Annotated in this window: 14 protein-coding genes; 4 read left to right on the plus strand and 10 right to left on the minus strand. The window is 71.3% G+C overall.

Annotated features, from left to right (window positions below):
• Window positions 1-3: 3 nt before the first annotated feature.
• The gene (locus ACIRG6_RS12520) at window positions 4-1,710 is read right to left on the minus strand and encodes a glycerol-3-phosphate dehydrogenase/oxidase (RefSeq protein ID WP_239765504.1); all 1,707 of its coding nucleotides are present in this window, start codon (window positions 1,708-1,710) and stop codon (window positions 4-6) included.
• A 284-nt stretch (window positions 1,711-1,994) separates the two neighbouring features.
• On the opposite strand from ACIRG6_RS12520, the gene ACIRG6_RS12525 reads away from it, so the two are divergent.
• Entirely contained in the window at window positions 1,995-3,203 is a 1,209-nt protein-coding gene (locus ACIRG6_RS12525) for a nucleotide sugar dehydrogenase (RefSeq protein ID WP_364676467.1), read from the plus strand.
• 69 nt (window positions 3,204-3,272) lie between these two features.
• Here ACIRG6_RS12525 and ACIRG6_RS12530 read toward each other — a convergent pair whose 3' ends face one another.
• The 4 genes from ACIRG6_RS12530 to ACIRG6_RS12545 form a co-directional block, all read right to left on the minus strand.
• Entirely contained in the window at window positions 3,273-4,397 is a 1,125-nt protein-coding gene (locus ACIRG6_RS12530; RefSeq protein ID WP_318214081.1) for a GuaB3 family IMP dehydrogenase-related protein, read from the minus strand.
• 118 nt (window positions 4,398-4,515) lie between these two features.
• Window positions 4,516-6,021: an IMP dehydrogenase gene (gene guaB, locus ACIRG6_RS12535; protein WP_364818690.1), complete on the minus strand. Its 1,506-nt coding sequence runs from the start codon at window positions 6,019-6,021 to the stop codon at window positions 4,516-4,518.
• A gap of 139 nt (window positions 6,022-6,160) precedes the next feature.
• Entirely contained in the window at window positions 6,161-6,748 is a 588-nt protein-coding gene (locus ACIRG6_RS12540) for a sigma-70 family RNA polymerase sigma factor (protein WP_019329587.1), read from the minus strand.
• A 280-nt stretch (window positions 6,749-7,028) separates the two neighbouring features.
• Window positions 7,029-7,640 carry a response regulator transcription factor gene (locus ACIRG6_RS12545; RefSeq protein ID WP_003948568.1) on the minus strand — a complete coding sequence of 204 codons (612 nt, stop codon included), beginning with the start codon at window positions 7,638-7,640 and terminating at the stop codon, window positions 7,029-7,031.
• Between the two features lie 380 nt (window positions 7,641-8,020).
• On the opposite strand from ACIRG6_RS12545, the gene ACIRG6_RS12550 reads away from it, so the two are divergent.
• On the plus strand, window positions 8,021-8,365 hold the full coding sequence (locus ACIRG6_RS12550; RefSeq protein ID WP_161163903.1) for a WhiB family transcriptional regulator: 345 nt from the start codon (window positions 8,021-8,023) through the stop codon (window positions 8,363-8,365).
• Between the two features lie 116 nt (window positions 8,366-8,481).
• On the opposite strand, the gene ACIRG6_RS12555 is transcribed toward ACIRG6_RS12550, so the two are convergent.
• Window positions 8,482-9,402 carry a LysR family transcriptional regulator gene (locus tag ACIRG6_RS12555; RefSeq protein WP_239765501.1) on the minus strand — a complete coding sequence of 307 codons (921 nt, stop codon included), beginning with the start codon at window positions 9,400-9,402 and terminating at the stop codon, window positions 8,482-8,484.
• 80 nt (window positions 9,403-9,482) lie between these two features.
• Here ACIRG6_RS12555 and ACIRG6_RS12560 point away from each other — a divergent pair, with 80 nt between their 5' ends.
• Both ACIRG6_RS12560 and ACIRG6_RS12565 read left to right on the plus strand, forming a co-directional pair.
• Window positions 9,483-10,151 carry an MOSC domain-containing protein gene (locus tag ACIRG6_RS12560; RefSeq protein WP_364818689.1) on the plus strand — a complete coding sequence of 223 codons (669 nt, stop codon included), beginning with the start codon at window positions 9,483-9,485 and terminating at the stop codon, window positions 10,149-10,151.
• Window positions 10,152-10,247: 96 nt separating this feature from the next.
• On the plus strand, window positions 10,248-11,021 hold the full coding sequence (locus tag ACIRG6_RS12565) for an SDR family NAD(P)-dependent oxidoreductase (RefSeq protein WP_364676455.1): 774 nt from the start codon (window positions 10,248-10,250) through the stop codon (window positions 11,019-11,021).
• A 165-nt stretch (window positions 11,022-11,186) separates the two neighbouring features.
• Here ACIRG6_RS12565 and groL read toward each other — a convergent pair whose 3' ends face one another.
• From groL to ACIRG6_RS12585, 4 genes are all read right to left on the minus strand, one after another.
• The gene (groL, locus tag ACIRG6_RS12570) at window positions 11,187-12,812 is read right to left on the minus strand and encodes a chaperonin GroEL (RefSeq protein ID WP_364676452.1); all 1,626 of its coding nucleotides are present in this window, start codon (window positions 12,810-12,812) and stop codon (window positions 11,187-11,189) included.
• A 118-nt stretch (window positions 12,813-12,930) separates the two neighbouring features.
• Window positions 12,931-13,239 carry a co-chaperone GroES gene (gene groES, locus ACIRG6_RS12575; protein WP_010986397.1) on the minus strand — a complete coding sequence of 103 codons (309 nt, stop codon included), beginning with the start codon at window positions 13,237-13,239 and terminating at the stop codon, window positions 12,931-12,933.
• A 318-nt stretch (window positions 13,240-13,557) separates the two neighbouring features.
• Complete coding sequence (locus tag ACIRG6_RS12580; protein ID WP_365020432.1) at window positions 13,558-14,292, minus strand: polysaccharide deacetylase family protein; 735 nt, start codon at window positions 14,290-14,292, stop codon at window positions 13,558-13,560.
• Window positions 14,289-15,239 (minus strand): polysaccharide deacetylase family protein, encoded by a 951-nt coding sequence (locus ACIRG6_RS12585; protein WP_403322401.1) that lies wholly within the window; start codon window positions 15,237-15,239, stop codon window positions 14,289-14,291. Before ACIRG6_RS12585 ends, ACIRG6_RS12580 begins: the two co-directional genes overlap by 4 nt.
• Window positions 15,240-15,262 lie beyond the last annotated feature (23 nt).

The raw sequence follows: 15,262 nt of genomic DNA on the forward strand, positions 1-15,262 counted from the left end.
CACCTACCTGGGTCCGATGTCCGGTGCCCCCAGCCGGGCCGCGTCGGCCGTCAGGTCGTCCGGCTGGCGCTGCGACTCCCGCTCGGCCTCCACGCGCTTCTCGTAGTGCTGGACCTCGCGTTCGATCTGGTCCTTGTCCCAGCCCAGGACCGGCGCCATCAGCTCGGCGGCCTCGCGGGCGCTGCGGGTGCCCCGGTCGAAGGTCTCGATGGAGATGCGGGTGCGCCGGGTCAGTACGTCGTCCAGGTGCCGCGCGCCCTCGTGCGAGGCGGCGTAGACGATCTCGGCGCGCAGGTAGTCGTCGGCGGCGTGCAGCGGCTCGCCGAGCGAGGGGTCGGCGGTTATCAGCGCCAGCAGCTCCTCCGCCAGGGCGCCGTACCGGTTGAGCAGGTGCTCCACGCGGACCACGTGCAGGCCGGTGCGCGCGGCGATCCGCGCCCGCGCGTTCCACAGCGCCTGGTAGCCCTCGGCGCCGAGCAGCGGCGTCTCCTCGGTGACGCAGTCGGCGACCCGCATGTCGAGTCCGTGCACCGCCTCGTCCACGGCGTCCTTGGCCATCACCCGGTACGTCGTGTACTTGCCGCCCGCCACGACGACCAGCCCCGGCACCGGGTGGGCGACGGTGTGCTCGCGCGACAGCTTGCTGGTGGCGTCCGACTCGCCGGCCAGCAGCGGGCGCAGCCCCGCGTACACGCCCTCGACGTCGTCGCGGGTGAGCGGCACCGACAGCACCGAGTTGACGTGTTCCAGCAGGTAGTCGATGTCGGCACTGGAGGCGGCCGGGTGGGCCTTGTCGAGGTCCCAGTCGGTGTCCGTGGTCCCGATGATCCAGTGCCGCCCCCAGGGAATGACGAACAGCACGGACTTCTCGGTGCGCAGGATCAGCCCGGTGGTGGAGTGGATGCGGTCCTTGGGCACGACCAGGTGGATGCCCTTGGAGGCCCGGACGTGGAACTGGCCGCGCTCGCCGACCATCGACTGGGTGTCGTCGGTCCACACGCCGGTCGCGTTCACCACCTGCTTGGCGCGGATCTCGTACTCGCCGCCCCCTTCGACGTCCTGCACGCGCGCGCCGACCACGCGCTCGCCCTCGCGCAGGAAGCCCGTCACCCGGGCCCGGTTGGCGACCGGGGCGCCGTACGCCGCGGCCGTGCGCACCAGCGTGGCCACGAACCGGGCGTCGTCCATCTGGGCGTCGTAGTACTGGAGCGCGCCGACCAGCGCGTCCTTCTTCAGCGCGGGCGCGACCCGCAGCGCGTGACGGCGGCTCAGGTGCCGGTGCAGGGGCAGGCCCCGGCCGTGTCCGCGGGCCATCGACATCGCGTCGTACAGCGCCACGCCCGAGCCGGCGTACAGCCGCTCCCAGCCCTTGTGCTGCAGCGGGTACAGGAACGGCACCGGCTTCACGAGGTGCGGCGCGAGCCGCTCCAGCAGCAGTCCGCGTTCCTTCAGCGCCTCCCGTACGAGCGCGAAGTCGAGCATCTCCAGATAGCGCAGGCCGCCGTGGATCAGCTTGCTGGACCTGCTGGAGGTACCCGACGCCCAGTCGCGGGCCTCGACCAGGCCGGTGGACAGGCCGCGCGTCACGGCATCCAGGGCGGTGCCCGCACCGACCACGCCCGCGCCGACCACCAGCACGTCCAGTTCACGCTCGGCCATGGCCGCGAGCGCCTCGGCGCGCTGCGCCGGCCCCAGTGTCGCTGTCCTCACTGCTGCCTCCCGCTCTCGGTCGCGTCGGCCGCACCCGTCGGGCGAAGCCCGGTTCCGTGTACCCCCTGCCCAGATTCTGACCGTGTTGCCCGACTTCAGCCACCACGCGCCCCCAGCCTGTGGACAACTTCCCCGCCGGTCACCGTCGACACTCGCCGAGACTCGGCCGATCAATCCCGCAAATCGGTCATATTTACTCCTAGTCTGACGTTGTGCTCGCCCATCCTGTCCACCGGGCTTGCGCACCTGTCCCGCTTCGGCTACTGGGAAGGACGGCCCACGCCATGCCCGCAGATCTCGCCGTCATCGGACTCGGACCGTACGGCCTGCCCCTGGCCCAGGCCGCCGTCGCCGCCGGTGTCTCCACGCTCGGCTACAAGACCGGACCCGAGCCCGGGCCCCTCAGCCCCGCCGAACTGCGCCGGATGCTCTCGGGGGGCTTCCGGACCCCGGCGGGCCCCGCCGAGCTGGGCCGGGTGCGTACCGCGGTCATCTGCGCGCCGACCCCGCCGGGCCCGGACGGCGGCCTCGACCTCGGCCAGGTGGAGGCCGCGGCCCGCACCCTGGCCGCCCACATGCGCCCCCACACCACGGTGATCCTGGAATCGCCCGTGCAGCCGGGCACGACGGAGGAATTCCTGCGCCCCCTGCTCGAAGAGGGCTCCGGACTGCGCGCCGGCCGCGACTTCCACCTCGCCTACTCCCCCAGCCGCGTCGACCCGGGCAACCGCGACTTCACCCCGGCCAACACCCCGAAGGTCATCGGCGGCCTCACCCCCGCCTGCACCGAGTCGGCCGCCGCCTTCTACGGCCGCCTCACCGACAAGGTGGTCCGCGCACGCGGCCCCCGCGAGGCGGAGACGGTCCAGCTCCTGGAGACCAATTTCCGGCACGTCAACATCGCCCTGGTCAACGAGATGGCCGTCCTCTGCAACGACCTGGGCGTCGACCTGTGGGACGTCCTGCGCTGCGCGGAGACCAAGCCGTTCGGCTTCCAGGCCTTCCGCCCCGGCCCCGGCGTCGGCGGCCACTCCGTCCCCCAGGACCTGACCGGCCGGGCCCCCCGCAGCCTGCGCATGGTGGAACTGGCCCAGCAGGTCAACGAGCAGATGCCCCGCTACGTGGTCCAGCGCGCCGCCGCCCTCCTCAACGAGCACGGCAAGTCGGCGCGCGGCGCCCGCGTCCTGCTCCTCGGCGTCACCTACAAGGCCGACCTCGCCGACCAGCAGGCCACCCCGGCCGAGGAGATCGCGACCCGGCTCATGTCGATGGGCGCCGCGGTCAGCTACCACGACCCGCACATCCCGTCCTGGAACGTCCTGGACCGCCCGGTCCCCCGCGTCGACTCCCTCTACGAGGCCGCCGCCGACGCCGACCTGACGATCCTCCTCCAGCAGCACCGCACGTACGACCTCCAGGGCCTGTCGGTGAAGGCCCAGCTGCTGCTGGACACCCGGGGGGCGACGCCCACGGGGGCGGCGCACCGCCTCTGAGCGGCGCCCGGACGCGCGAAGGGGCCCGGAGCGGTCGCTCCGGGCCCCTTCGGTAGGCCGTCCGGGTGATTACCGCCGGTGCTGCGAGTCCGCGACGGTGACCTCCACGCGCTGGAACTCCTTCAGCTCGCTGTAGCCCGTCGTGGCCATCGCGCGGCGCAGGGCGCCGAAGAAGTTCATCGAGCCGTCCGGGGTGTGGGACGGGCCGGTGAGGACCTCCTCGATGGTGCCGACCGTGCCGAGGTCGACCTTCTTGCCGCGCGGCAGCTCCTCGTTGACGGCCTCCATGCCCCAGTGGTTGCCCTTGCCCGGCGCGTCGGTCGCGCGGGCCAGCGGCGAGCCCATCATCACGGAGTCGGCGCCGCAGGCGATGGCCTTGGGCAGGTCGCCGGACCAGCCGACACCGCCGTCGGCGATGACGTGGACGTACCGGCCGCCGGACTCGTCCATGTAGTCGCGGCGGGCGGCGGCCACGTCGGCGACGGCCGTGGCCATGGGGACCTGGATGCCCAGCACGTTGCGCGTGGTGTGCGCGGCACCGCCGCCGAAGCCGACGAGGACACCCGCGGCGCCGGTGCGCATCAGGTGCAGGGCCGCGGTGTAGGTGGCGCAGCCGCCGACGATCACCGGGACGTCCAGCTCGTAGATGAACTGCTTCAGGTTCAGCGGCTCGTGCGAACCGGAGACGTGCTCCGCCGAGACCGTGGTGCCGCGGATGACGAAGATGTCGACGCCGGCGTCCACGACCGCCTTGGAGAACTGGGCGGTGCGCTGCGGGGAGAGCGCGGCGGCGGTGACGACGCCGGAGTCGCGGACCTCCTTGATGCGCTGCCCGATCAGCTCCTCCTTGATGGGAGCGGCGTAGATCTCCTGGAGGCGCCGGGTCGCGGTGTCCGCGTCCAGCTCGGCGATCTCGTCGAGCAGCGGCTGCGGGTCCTCGTACCGCGTCCACAGGCCCTCGAGGTTCAGGACGCCGAGGCCGCCCAGCTCGCCGATGCGGATGGCGGTGGCCGGGGAGACGACCGAGTCCATGGGAGCGGCCAGGAACGGCAGCTCGAAGCGGTAGGCGTCGATCTGCCAGGCGATCGAGACCTCCTTCGGGTCCCGCGTACGGCGGCTGGGGACGACGGCGATGTCGTCGAAGGCGTACGCCCGGCGGCCGCGCTTGCCGCGCCCGATCTCGATCTCAGTCACGTCTGTGGCCTTTCCCTGATGCGTTGCAGCGCCTTCCAGTATCGCCGATGTCCCCTTCGGACACGGCGCGAGGGCGGTCCCGGAACGCGTCCGGGACCGCCCTCGGAAGGCGTTGTGCCTACTTGCGGCTGTAGTTCGGTGCCTCGACCGTCATCTGGATGTCGTGCGGGTGGCTCTCCTTGAGACCGGCGGAGGTGATCCGCACGAACCGGCCGTTCGCCTGGAGGTCGGGCACGGTCCGGCCGCCGACGTAGAACATCGACTGGCGCAGGCCGCCGACCAGCTGGTGGACGACCGAGGACAGCGGGCCGCGGTAGGGCACCTGGCCCTCGATGCCCTCGGGGACCAGCTGCTCGTCGGAGGCGACGCCCTCCTGGAAGTAGCGGTCCTTGGAGAAGGACTTGCGGTCGCCGCGGGTCTGCATGGCGCCCAGCGAGCCCATGCCGCGGTACGACTTGAACTGCTTGCCGTTGATGAACAGCAGCTCGCCCGGCGACTCCTCGCAGCCCGCGAGCAGCGAGCCCAGCATCACCGTGTCGGCGCCCGCGACCAGGGCCTTGGCGATGTCGCCGGAGTACTGCAGGCCACCGTCGCCGATGACCGGGACCCCGGCCTCCTTGGCGGCGAGCGACGCCTCGTAGATGGCCGTGACCTGCGGGACACCGATGCCGGCGACGACGCGGGTGGTGCAGATGGAGCCGGGGCCGACCCCGACCTTGATGCCGTCCACGCCGGCGTCGATGAGGGCCTTGGCGCCGTCGCGGGTGGCGATGTTGCCACCGATGACGTCCACACCGGTGGAGTTCGACTTGATCTTGGCGACCATGTCGCCGACCAGGCGGGAGTGGCCGTGCGCGGTGTCGACGACGATGAAGTCGACGCCCGCCTCGATCAGCGCCTGGGCGCGCTCGAAGGCGTCACCGGCGACGCCGACCGCGGCGCCGACCAGCAGCCGGCCCTTGCCGTCCTTGGCCGCGTTCGGGTACTTCTCGGCCTTGACGAAGTCCTTGACCGTGATCAGGCCCTTGAGCACGCCGTTGTCGTCGACCAGCGGCAGCTTCTCGATCTTGTGGCGGCGCAGCAGCTCCATGGCGTCCACGCCGGAGATGCCGACCTTGCCGGTGACCAGCGGCATCGGGGTCATGACCTCGCGCACGCCGCGGGTGCGGTCGCTCTCGAAGGCCATGTCGCGGTTGGTGACGATGCCGAGCAGCTTGCCGGCGCCGTCGGTGACCGGCACGCCGCTGATGCGGAACTTGGCGCACAGCGCGTCGGCCTCGGCGAGGGTGGCGTCCGGGTGGATGGTGATCGGGTTGGCCACCATGCCCGACTCGGAGCGCTTGACCAGGTCGACCTGGTTGGCCTGGTCCTCGATGGACAGGTTGCGGTGCAGAACACCGACGCCGCCCTGGCGGGCCATCGCGATCGCCATGCGCGACTCGGTGACCTTGTCCATGGCGGCGGACAGCAGCGGGATGTTCACCCGCACGTTCTTGGAGACGTACGAGGCGGTGTCGATCTCGTCGGGTGCCATGTCCGACGGGCCCGGCAGCAGCAGCACGTCGTCGTAGGTCAGCCCGAGTGTCGCGAATTTCTCGGGCACTCCGTCGACGTTGGCAGTCATGACACCTTCCCCAAATGGCCTTGATCGGTGCGGATGTCCATGCTAACGGGAAGTGGACGTGGCTCATTCCACGATCAAGATAGCCTGCGACGTTCGTGGTTTTGTACGAAGCGGCCGTGCCGCCCGTTCACGCGGCGGACTACTGCTCCGCGAGCGCCCGCAGGCGGCTCAGCGCCCGGTGCTGGGCGACGCGGACGGCCCCGGGTGACATTCCCAACATCTGCCCGGTCTCCTCGGCCGTGAGCCCCACGGCGATGCGCAGCAGCAGCAGCTCCCGCTGGTTCTCGGGCAGGTTGGCCAGCAGTTTCTTGGCCCAGGCGGCGTCGCTGTTGAGCAGCGCCCGCTCCTCCGGGCCGAGCGAGTCGTCCGGCCGCTCGGGCATCTCGTCGGACGGGACCGCCGTCGAGCCCGGGTGCCGCATCGCGGCGCGCTGGAGGTCGGCGACCTTGTGGGCGGCGATGGCGAAGACGAACGCCTCGAAGGGGCGCCCGGTGTCCTTGTAGCGCGGCAGCGCGAGGAGTACCGCGACGCAGACCTCCTGGGCGAGGTCCTCGACGAAGTGCCGGGCGTCGCCGGGCAGCCGGGACAGCCGTGTCCGGCAGTAGCGCAGCGCCAAGGGGTGAACATGGGCGAGCAGGTCGTGCGTGGCCTGCTCGTCCCCGTCGACGGCGCGGTGCACGAGCCCACCGACCGTCCCTTGGTCGGGGGCCGCCTCGTCGTCACGCATCGGTCCATGGTGCCTTGCGGCCGTCCGATCCGTGGCTCCGTGCCCGTTGTTGTGCACCGAAGCGTTATGAGCAGGTGCGCCGGAACTCATCCCCTGCGCCCTCCCCTTCCGCTCGACCGACTCGTCCCCGAGGAACTCCACACCTCAAGGATGCGTCATCCGCGGCGAAACGAGCAGCGGGCACCCGGCGGGTCGGCTTGTCACCCCCGCCCACCTCGCGGTAAGCGGGGAACCGGGCGCCCCCGTCGGGCCCTGTGGGCCTCCACGACACGGGGGTGCCCTATCGGACGAGGCCCCAGCGGAAACCGAGCGCCACCGCGTGTGCCCGGTCCGAGGCGCCGAGCTTCTTGAAGAGCCGCCGGGCGTGCGTCTTGACGGTGTCCTCGGAAAGGAACAGCTCGCGTCCGATCTCCGCGTTGGACCGGCCGTGGCTCATGCCCTCCAGGACCTGGATCTCCCGCGCGGTGAGCGTGGGGGCGGCGCCCATCTCGGCCGAGCGCAGCCGGCGCGGGGCGAGCCGCCAGGTCGGGTCGGCGAGGGCCTGCGTGACGGTGGCGCGCAGCTCGGCGCGCGAGGCGTCCTTGTGCAGATACCCACGGGCACCGGCGGCGACCGCCAGGGCCACGCCGTCCAGGTCCTCGGCGACGGTGAGCATGATGATGCGCGCACCGGGGTCGGCGGACAGCAGGCGCCGCACGGTCTCGACGCCGCCCAGGCCGGGCATGCGCACGTCCATCAGAATCAGGTCCGAGCGGTCGGCGCCCCAGCGGCGGAGGACTTCCTCGCCGTTGGCCGCCGTCGTCACGCGCTCGACGCCGGGCACGGTCGCGACCGCGCGGCGGAGCGCCTCTCGGGCAAGCGGGGAGTCGTCGCAGACGAGGACGGAAGTCATGGCCGTCCTCCGCAGCTGATGCGCGTCACGTTGAGCCTCCAGGCTGGTACGAAATCTCACCTGTGCGGTCGACCGTCCCGGACGCCCGCCCGAGCACCTGTTCCTTCAACCGCCTCCGCACTCTCAACGACGGTCACTCGAAAGAGTTACGGGGCTGTGTGTCGTCTTCGGCACTCTACGTGAGGGGGCGTTCACGGTGCAGACATGCGCGGCCGACCCACGCTCTTTCATCACAAGCAGTGCCCCATTTAGCCGTTTTTCTCCCACTTAGCTGGTGTCTGCGGCTAGATTCGTAATGAGTCATATTTTCATCTCCTTAGATCGTAGTTGTACGGTCGTGGACACCGGATCCACCCAGATCGGCTACAAGGGGTCACGCAATGGCAGATTTCTCCCGCCTTCCCGGACCGAACGCGGACCTGTGGGACTGGCAGCTCCTTGCTGCCTGCCGCGGGGTGGACAGCTCGCTCTTCTTCCATCCGGAGGGCGAACGCGGTGCGGCCCGGAGCGCTCGCGAGAACTCGGCCAAGGAGGTCTGTATGAGGTGCCCGGTCCGCGCGGAGTGCGCGGCGCACGCACTGGCGGTGCGCGAGCCGTACGGCGTGTGGGGCGGACTGACCGAGGACGAGCGCGAGGAACTCATGGGACGGGCGCGCAACCGCCTGGTGGCGGCATCCGCGCCGGCATCGGCGTCGGTCGGCGGAGACGCCGCCGCACACCACTGAAGGAACGTTTTTTCGAGAACGCGCCGACAACCGACGATGACCAGGGCACGCACACGCGTGCCCTCTCTTTTCGGCGTCGTGATCCCCTGGGCGCCGTGCTCCTGCCGGGGCGCCGCTCAGTGCAGGGCGTTCTGGCCGGAGGCGGCCCGTGCCAGCTCGTCCAGCGTCGCCGTCACCGCGGGGACCTGCGCCAGGTCGGGCAGCGTCAGCGCGACGATCTCCCGCCGCACCTCGGGCTCCAGCGCCACCGTGCGCACGCCCCGGGGCCGTACCGACTCGACGGCGAGCTGCGGCAGGACGGCCACCCCGAGACCGGCCCCGACGAGGCCCACCACCGCCGGGTAGTCGTCGGTCGCGAAGTCGATACGGGGAGTGAAGCCGGCGCCCTCGCAGACCTCGACGAGCTGACCGCGGCAGCGCGGGCAGCCGGCGATCCACGGCTCCCGGGCCAGCTCCCCGATGGCCACGCTGCCGTCGGCCCCGGTGCGCGCGAGCCGGTGCCGTTCGGGCACCAGGGCCACGAGGCGGTCGGTCAGCAACGGCCGTACGACCAGGTCGTCCCACTCCTCGACACCCGCAGCGCCCTCGTAGCGGAAGGCGAGCGCCACGTCGCAGTCTCCCTCGCGCAGCAGCTCCACCGACCTGGGCGGCTCGGCCTCCTCCAGGAAGACCCGGGTGCCGGGGTGGGCGGCGCGCAGTGCGGCCAGGGCCGTGGGGACGAGGGTGGAGCTGCCGCTCGGGAAGGAGACGAGGCGGACCCGCCCGGCCCGCAGACCCGCGATGGCGGCGACCTCCTCCTCGGCCGCGGTCAGCCCGGCGAGGATCCCGGCGGCGTGCCGCACCAGCGCCTCACCGGCCTGGGTCAGGCGCATCTCGCGGCCGGTGCGGACGAGCAGGGGCGTGCCGACGGAGGCCTCCAGGGCCTTCATCTGCTGGCTGACGGCGGGCTGGGTGCAGCCCAGCTCCCGCCCCGCGGCGGAGAAGGAACCGGTGGATGCCACGGCGCGCAGCACGCGGAGATGACGGGCCTCGATCACACCGCCGAGGATAAGCGACCCTTTGACCGAACGCCGAATAATGCGTCGACGCTTTGAACGGGCTGTCCTACCGTGCCGTCATGAAGCTTCTGTCAGTCAACCTGGGCCGTCCGAAGGCCGTGCCGTACACCGACCAGCCCGACGGCGTCACCGGCATCGACAAGCAGCCGGCCGACGGGCCCGTCCGGGTGACGGCGCCCGGGCCGAAGGGGACCGGCGCGAGCGGGCTCGCCGGGGACGCGGTGTGCGACACCCGCCATCACGGAGGCGTGGACCAGGCCGTCTACGCCGTGGCGCGCGAGGACATGGACGACTGGGAGCGCGAGCTGGGCCGCCCGCTGCCGCACGGCGTGTTCGGCGAGAACCTCACCACGGCGGGCGTGGACGTCTCCGGCGCTCTGATCGGCGAGCGCTGGCGCGTCGGCCCCGATCTGCTCCTGGAGGTCACCAGCGGCCGCATCCCCTGCCGGACCTTCCAGGGCCATCTGGGTGAGGAACGGTGGGTGAAGCGCTTCACGGCCAAGGGAGCGCCGGGTGCGTACCTGCGGGTGATCGAGCCCGGTGAGATACGGGCGGGCGACCCGGTGGCGATCGTGCACCGCCCCGCCCACGAGGTGACGGTGGCGCTCCAGTTCCGTGCGGTGACGACGGAGCGGGAGCTGCTGCCCCGGCTGCTCGCGGCCGGCGACGCCCTGCACTCGGAGGCTCTGGCGGCGGCGCGGAAGTACCTGGCCGCGCAGCGGGCCTGACCGGGCCTCACCAGGACTGCCTTCACTCGTCCTTCACGAACCGCAGTCCTGGTGAGCGAAACGGACCTGCGCGGTCCGGACCCATAACCTTGCGCCATGACAACGGCATTGATTACGGGATCGACGGCGGGCATCGGCGCCGCGTTCGCGCGACGGCTGGCGGCCGACGGGCACGACCTGGTGCTGGTGGCCCGCGACACCAAGCGGCTGCGCGAGCAGGCGACGGAACTGCACGACCGGCACGGCATCGAGGCCGAGGTACTGACGGCCGACCTGGCGACGGACGCGGGCATCGAGGCGGTGGCCGCCCGGCTGGACGACCGCAGGAACGCCGTCGACCTGCTGATCAACAACGCCGGCTTCGGCAACAAGGGCCGTTTCCTCGAGGTCTCCATGGCCGACGAGCTGACGATGCTCAAGGTGCACTGCGAGGCGGTGCTGCGGCTGACCGCGGCGGCCACGGAGGCGATGCGGGCGCGGGGCCGCGGCGGCGTCGTCAACGTGGCCTCGGTCGCGGCCTTCGTCCCGCGCGGCACCTACGGCGCGTCCAAGGCGTGGGTCGTGCAGTTCACGCAGGGCGTGGCGAAGGACCTGGCCGGCAGCGGCGTGCGCCTGATGGCGCTGTGCCCCGGCTTCGTGCGCACGGAGTTCCACGAGCGGGCCGGCATGGGCACGGACAACATCCCGAACTGGATGTGGCTGGACGCCGACAAACTGGTCGCGGCGGCGCTCGCCGACCTCTCCCGCGGCAAGTCCCTGTCGATCCCCGACCCGCGCTACAAGGCCCTGATGGGCGCGGCGAAGCTGGTGCCGCGGGGGATGCTGGGCGGGATCTCGTCCCGGACGGGACGGAAGTACGGGCCGCAGTAGCGGAGCGAAGCGCCCGAAGGGGCGCGGGGAACTGCGCGATCAGCCGCAACGGCGCCGCACCCGGCACAGAACCCGACGGGGCAGACGCGTGTCCGGCACCGCCGCCGACGAAACGGTGCCCAGCCCCCCGCAGGGGACTGGGCACCGTTCAGCTCAGCGCAGCGCTCAGTGGGCGTGGCCGTGGCCGTGGCCCGCGGCGGCCGGCTCTTCCTCTTCCTTCTTCTCGACGACCAGGGTCTCGGTCGTCAGGAGGAGGGAGGCGATGGAGGCGGCGTTCTCCAGGGCGGAGCGGGTGACCTTGACCGGGTCGATGACGCCGGCCTTGACCAGGTCGCCGTACTCGCCGGTCGCGGCGTTGTAGCCGTTGCCCTTCTCGAGCTCCGCCACCTTGGAGACGATGACGTAGCCCTCGAGGCCGGCGTTCTCGGCGATCCAGCGCAGCGGCTCGACGGCGGCCTTGCGGACGACCGACACACCGGTGGCCTCGTCGCCGGTCTTGCCGAGGTTGCCCTCGAGGACCTTGACGGCGTGGACCAGGGCGGAGCCACCACCGGAGACGATGCCCTCCTCGACCGCGGCGCGGGTCGCGGAGATGGCGTCCTCCAGACGGTGCTTGCGCTCCTTCAGCTCCACCTCGGTGGCGGCGCCGACCTTGATCACGCACACGCCGCCGGCCAGCTTCGCGAGGCGCTCCTGGAGCTTCTCGCGGTCCCAGTCGGAGTCCGTGTTCTCGATCTCGGCCTTGATCTGGGCGATGCGGCCCTCGACCTCGTCACGCTTGCCGGCACCGTCGACGATCGTGGTGTCGTCCTTGGTGACCGTGATGCGGCGGGCGGTGCCGAGCACGTCCAGGCCGACCTGGTCGAGCTTGAGGCCGACCTCCTCGGAGATGACGGTGGCGCCGGTGAGGACGGCCATGTCCTGGAGCATCGCCTTGCGGCGGTCGCCGAAGCCCGGGGCCTTCACCGCGACGGCGTTGAAGGTGCCGCGGATCTTGTTCACGACGAGGGTGGAGAGCGCCTCGCCCTCGAGGTCCTCGGCGATGATCAGCAGCGGCTTGGAGGCACCCGCCTGGATGACCTTCTCCAGCAGCGGCAGCAGGTCCGCGATGGAGGAGATCTTGCCCTGGTTGATGAGGATGTAGGGGTCCTCCAAAACCGCCTCCATGCGCTCCTGGTCCGTCACGAAGTACGGCGACAGGTAGCCCTTGTCGAAGGCCATGCCCTCGGTGAAGTCCAGCTCCAGACCGAAGGTGTTGGACTCCTCGACGGTGATGACACCGTCCTTGCCGACCTTGTCCATGGCCTCGGCGATGAGCTCGCCGACCTGCTGGTCCTGGGCGGACAGCGCGGCCACGGCGGCGATGTCGGACTTCTCGTCGATCGGGCGGGCGGTCGCGAGGAGGTCCTCGGAGACGGCCTTGACGGCCGCGTCGATGCCCTTCTTCAGCAGCGCCGGGGAGGCACCCGCGGCGACGTTCTTCAGACCCTCGCGGACCAGGGCCTGGGCCAGGACGGTGGCGGTGGTGGTGCCGTCACCCGCGATGTCGTTGGTCTTGGTCGCCACCTCCTTCACCAGCTGGGCGCCGAGGTTCTCGTACGGGTCCTCGATCTCGACCTCGCGGGCGATCGTGACACCGTCGTTGGTGATGGTCGGAGCGCCGAACTTCTTGTCGATGACGACGTTGCGGCCCTTGGGGCCGATCGTCACCTTCACCGTGTCGGCAAGCTTGTTGACGCCGCGCTCGAGGGCGCGACGGGCGTCCTCGTCGAACTTCAGGATCTTCGCCATGGGAGCGTGAGCCCTCTTCCGGAAATCTTGGGGTTATACGGCACTGCGCCCCCGACGCCCGGCTTTTTATGGTCGCGGGAGCCAGGGGCGCAGCTGGAAAGCAAGGTGCTTCGGTGAATTACTTCTCGACGATCGCGAGCACGTCGCGAGCCGAGAGGACGAGGTACTCCTCGCCGTTGTACTTCACCTCGGTGCCGCCGTACTTGCTGTAGAGCACGACGTCGCCGACGGTGACGTCGAGCGGAAGACGGTTGCCGTCCTCGAAGCGGCCCGGGCCCACGGCCAGGACGACGCCCTCCTGGGGCTTCTCCTTGGCGGTGTCCGGAATGACCAGGCCCGAAGCCGTGGTCTGCTCGGCGTCGAGCGGCTGGACCACAATGCGGTCCTCGAGCGGCTTGATGGCAACCTTGGAGCTGGCGGTCGTCACGATCCGACCTCCCCCTTCGGAGATCTCACGGGGTTAACTGTCTGAGGTGGCGACCAGGTCGATCCGTCGTCGCGGGTGCCGGACCTGCCCGTCGCTTTGTTGGCACTCTCCAGGGGGGAGTGCCAGACCTGAGACTATGACCGCGATTAGCACTCGGTCAAGCGGAGTGCCAATGCCTGCGGCGCGTCGGCGGAATTTCCCGGCCGAACGCCGGTCTTGTGGCGCACCCGGCGTGGGTGTGGGCGGTCCTGGGGCTGCCGCCCCCAGACCCCCGCTTCGGCCTGGACGGCCTCGTCCTCAGACGCCGGACGGGCCGGATCAGCCGACCGCGCCGGATCGGCCGGACGGGCCGGATCGGCCGAGGTAGTCCTCCAGGCGGCCCACCCGCAGGTCCCGTTCCTCGATCTGCTGGAGCAGTTCCTCCGTGCGGGCCGGGGCCGTGACCGAGACGATGTCGCCCGGGTGCAGGCGGGGATCACCGCGGGTGTAGGTCAGGGGGCCGTCGGGGGTCAGCGTGGCCCGCCACAGGACCACGGCCGTGACGCCGCAGTCGGCGGCGGCGCGCAGGGTCGTCGGGTCGTACCGGCCGTAGGGCGGGCGGAAGAGACGCGGGTGGACGCCGAAGCGGGAGTGGAGCTTGGCCTGCTGGCCGCAGATCTCGGCGCGCTGGCCCGCGTAGGGCAGGCCGCGCAGGGAGCGGTGGTCGAGGGTGTGGTTCTGCAGGCTCGCGCCGACCGAGCGCAGCCGGGCGAAGTGGCCGTAAGCCGGTCCGGCCACGGTGTCGGTCAGGAACAGGGTGACCGGGAGCCGCCGTTCGCGGATCAGGGCGGTGAGGCGGGGGTCCCGGTCGGCGCCGTCGTCGTAGGTGAGGAAGACGACCCTGTCGGTGGTGCGGACGTGGTCCAGGACCGGGGGTGCGGGGGCGGCCCGCCCGCCCGCGCGGGCCGGCTGGCCGGCCGTGGGGTGTCCGGCGGGGCCGGCGAACTGGGCGCAGCCGGTGAGCAGTACGGCGGCCAGGGCGGCCCCGGCCGTCCGGAACCGCCCCCGCCTCACAGGTAGTCCTCCAGCCGGGCCACCGCGTATCCCTCGGCGGTGACCCGGTCCAGGAAGCGGCGGGCCAGGTCCGTCATCGTGCCGCCCCACTCCTCGGGGCCCCGGAAGTGGGTGAGGACGATGTCGCCCGGGTGGAGGTCCTGGTCCCCCTCGCGGTACTCCCAGTGGTCGACGTAGACCTCCTCGTTCCAGATCGGGGCGTACTTGATGCCGCAGGACTTCGCGGCGCGCAGGGTGTCCCGGTTGTAGTTGCCGAAGGGCGGGCGGAAGAGGGCGGGGCGCTTGCCGTAGCGCTTCTCGATCACCTCCTGCATGCCGCAGATCTCGTGCTCCTGCTGCGCGTAGGAGAGCCCCGGGAGGTACGGGTGGCTCAGGGTGTGGCTGTTGATGGTGACGCCGCGGGCCTGCATCTTCTCGAAGTAGCCGTAGTCGTCCTTGATCTCGTCGTCGGTGAGGAAGACCGTGTACGGGATCTTCAGCTCGCTCATCATGCGCAGGAACGCCGGGTCCTTCTCGGTGCCGTCGTCGATGGTGAGGAAGAGGATCCTCTCCTCGGTGGGGACGGTGGTGAAGACCGGCGGGAGGTCCTCCTGCCCGTGCACCTCGAAGCCCTCGCGCGCCGTGATCTCCGGTTTCCTCACCGGGGGCGGCGGGGCCGTCAGCGGGACCTCCTTCAGGTTCCAGCGCTTGGCGGCGGCGACCCGGGCGGCCTGTGCCGCGCGCAGCTCGGGCGCGAGGCCGTCGCGCGCGGGAGCCGGGGGCGCCTCGACGGGCTGCTGGCCGGGGGCGCCCCGCACCTCGGGGGTGTGCTGCGCGCAGGCGGAGGCGAGGGCGGCGGCGAGGAGCACGGCGAGGCCGCCGCGCACCCGGGCACCCGAAGGCGTCCTGGAGGCCGCCCGGACCACTCCGCGTGCCCGGCTTTTGTCATTTTGTACTACTACTCGCATGGTGCCGGATCCTCGCAGCCCCG

Source organism: Streptomyces flaveolus (assembly GCF_044765825.1).
Taxonomy (GTDB): Bacteria; Actinomycetota; Actinomycetes; order Streptomycetales; family Streptomycetaceae; genus Streptomyces; species Streptomyces flaveolus.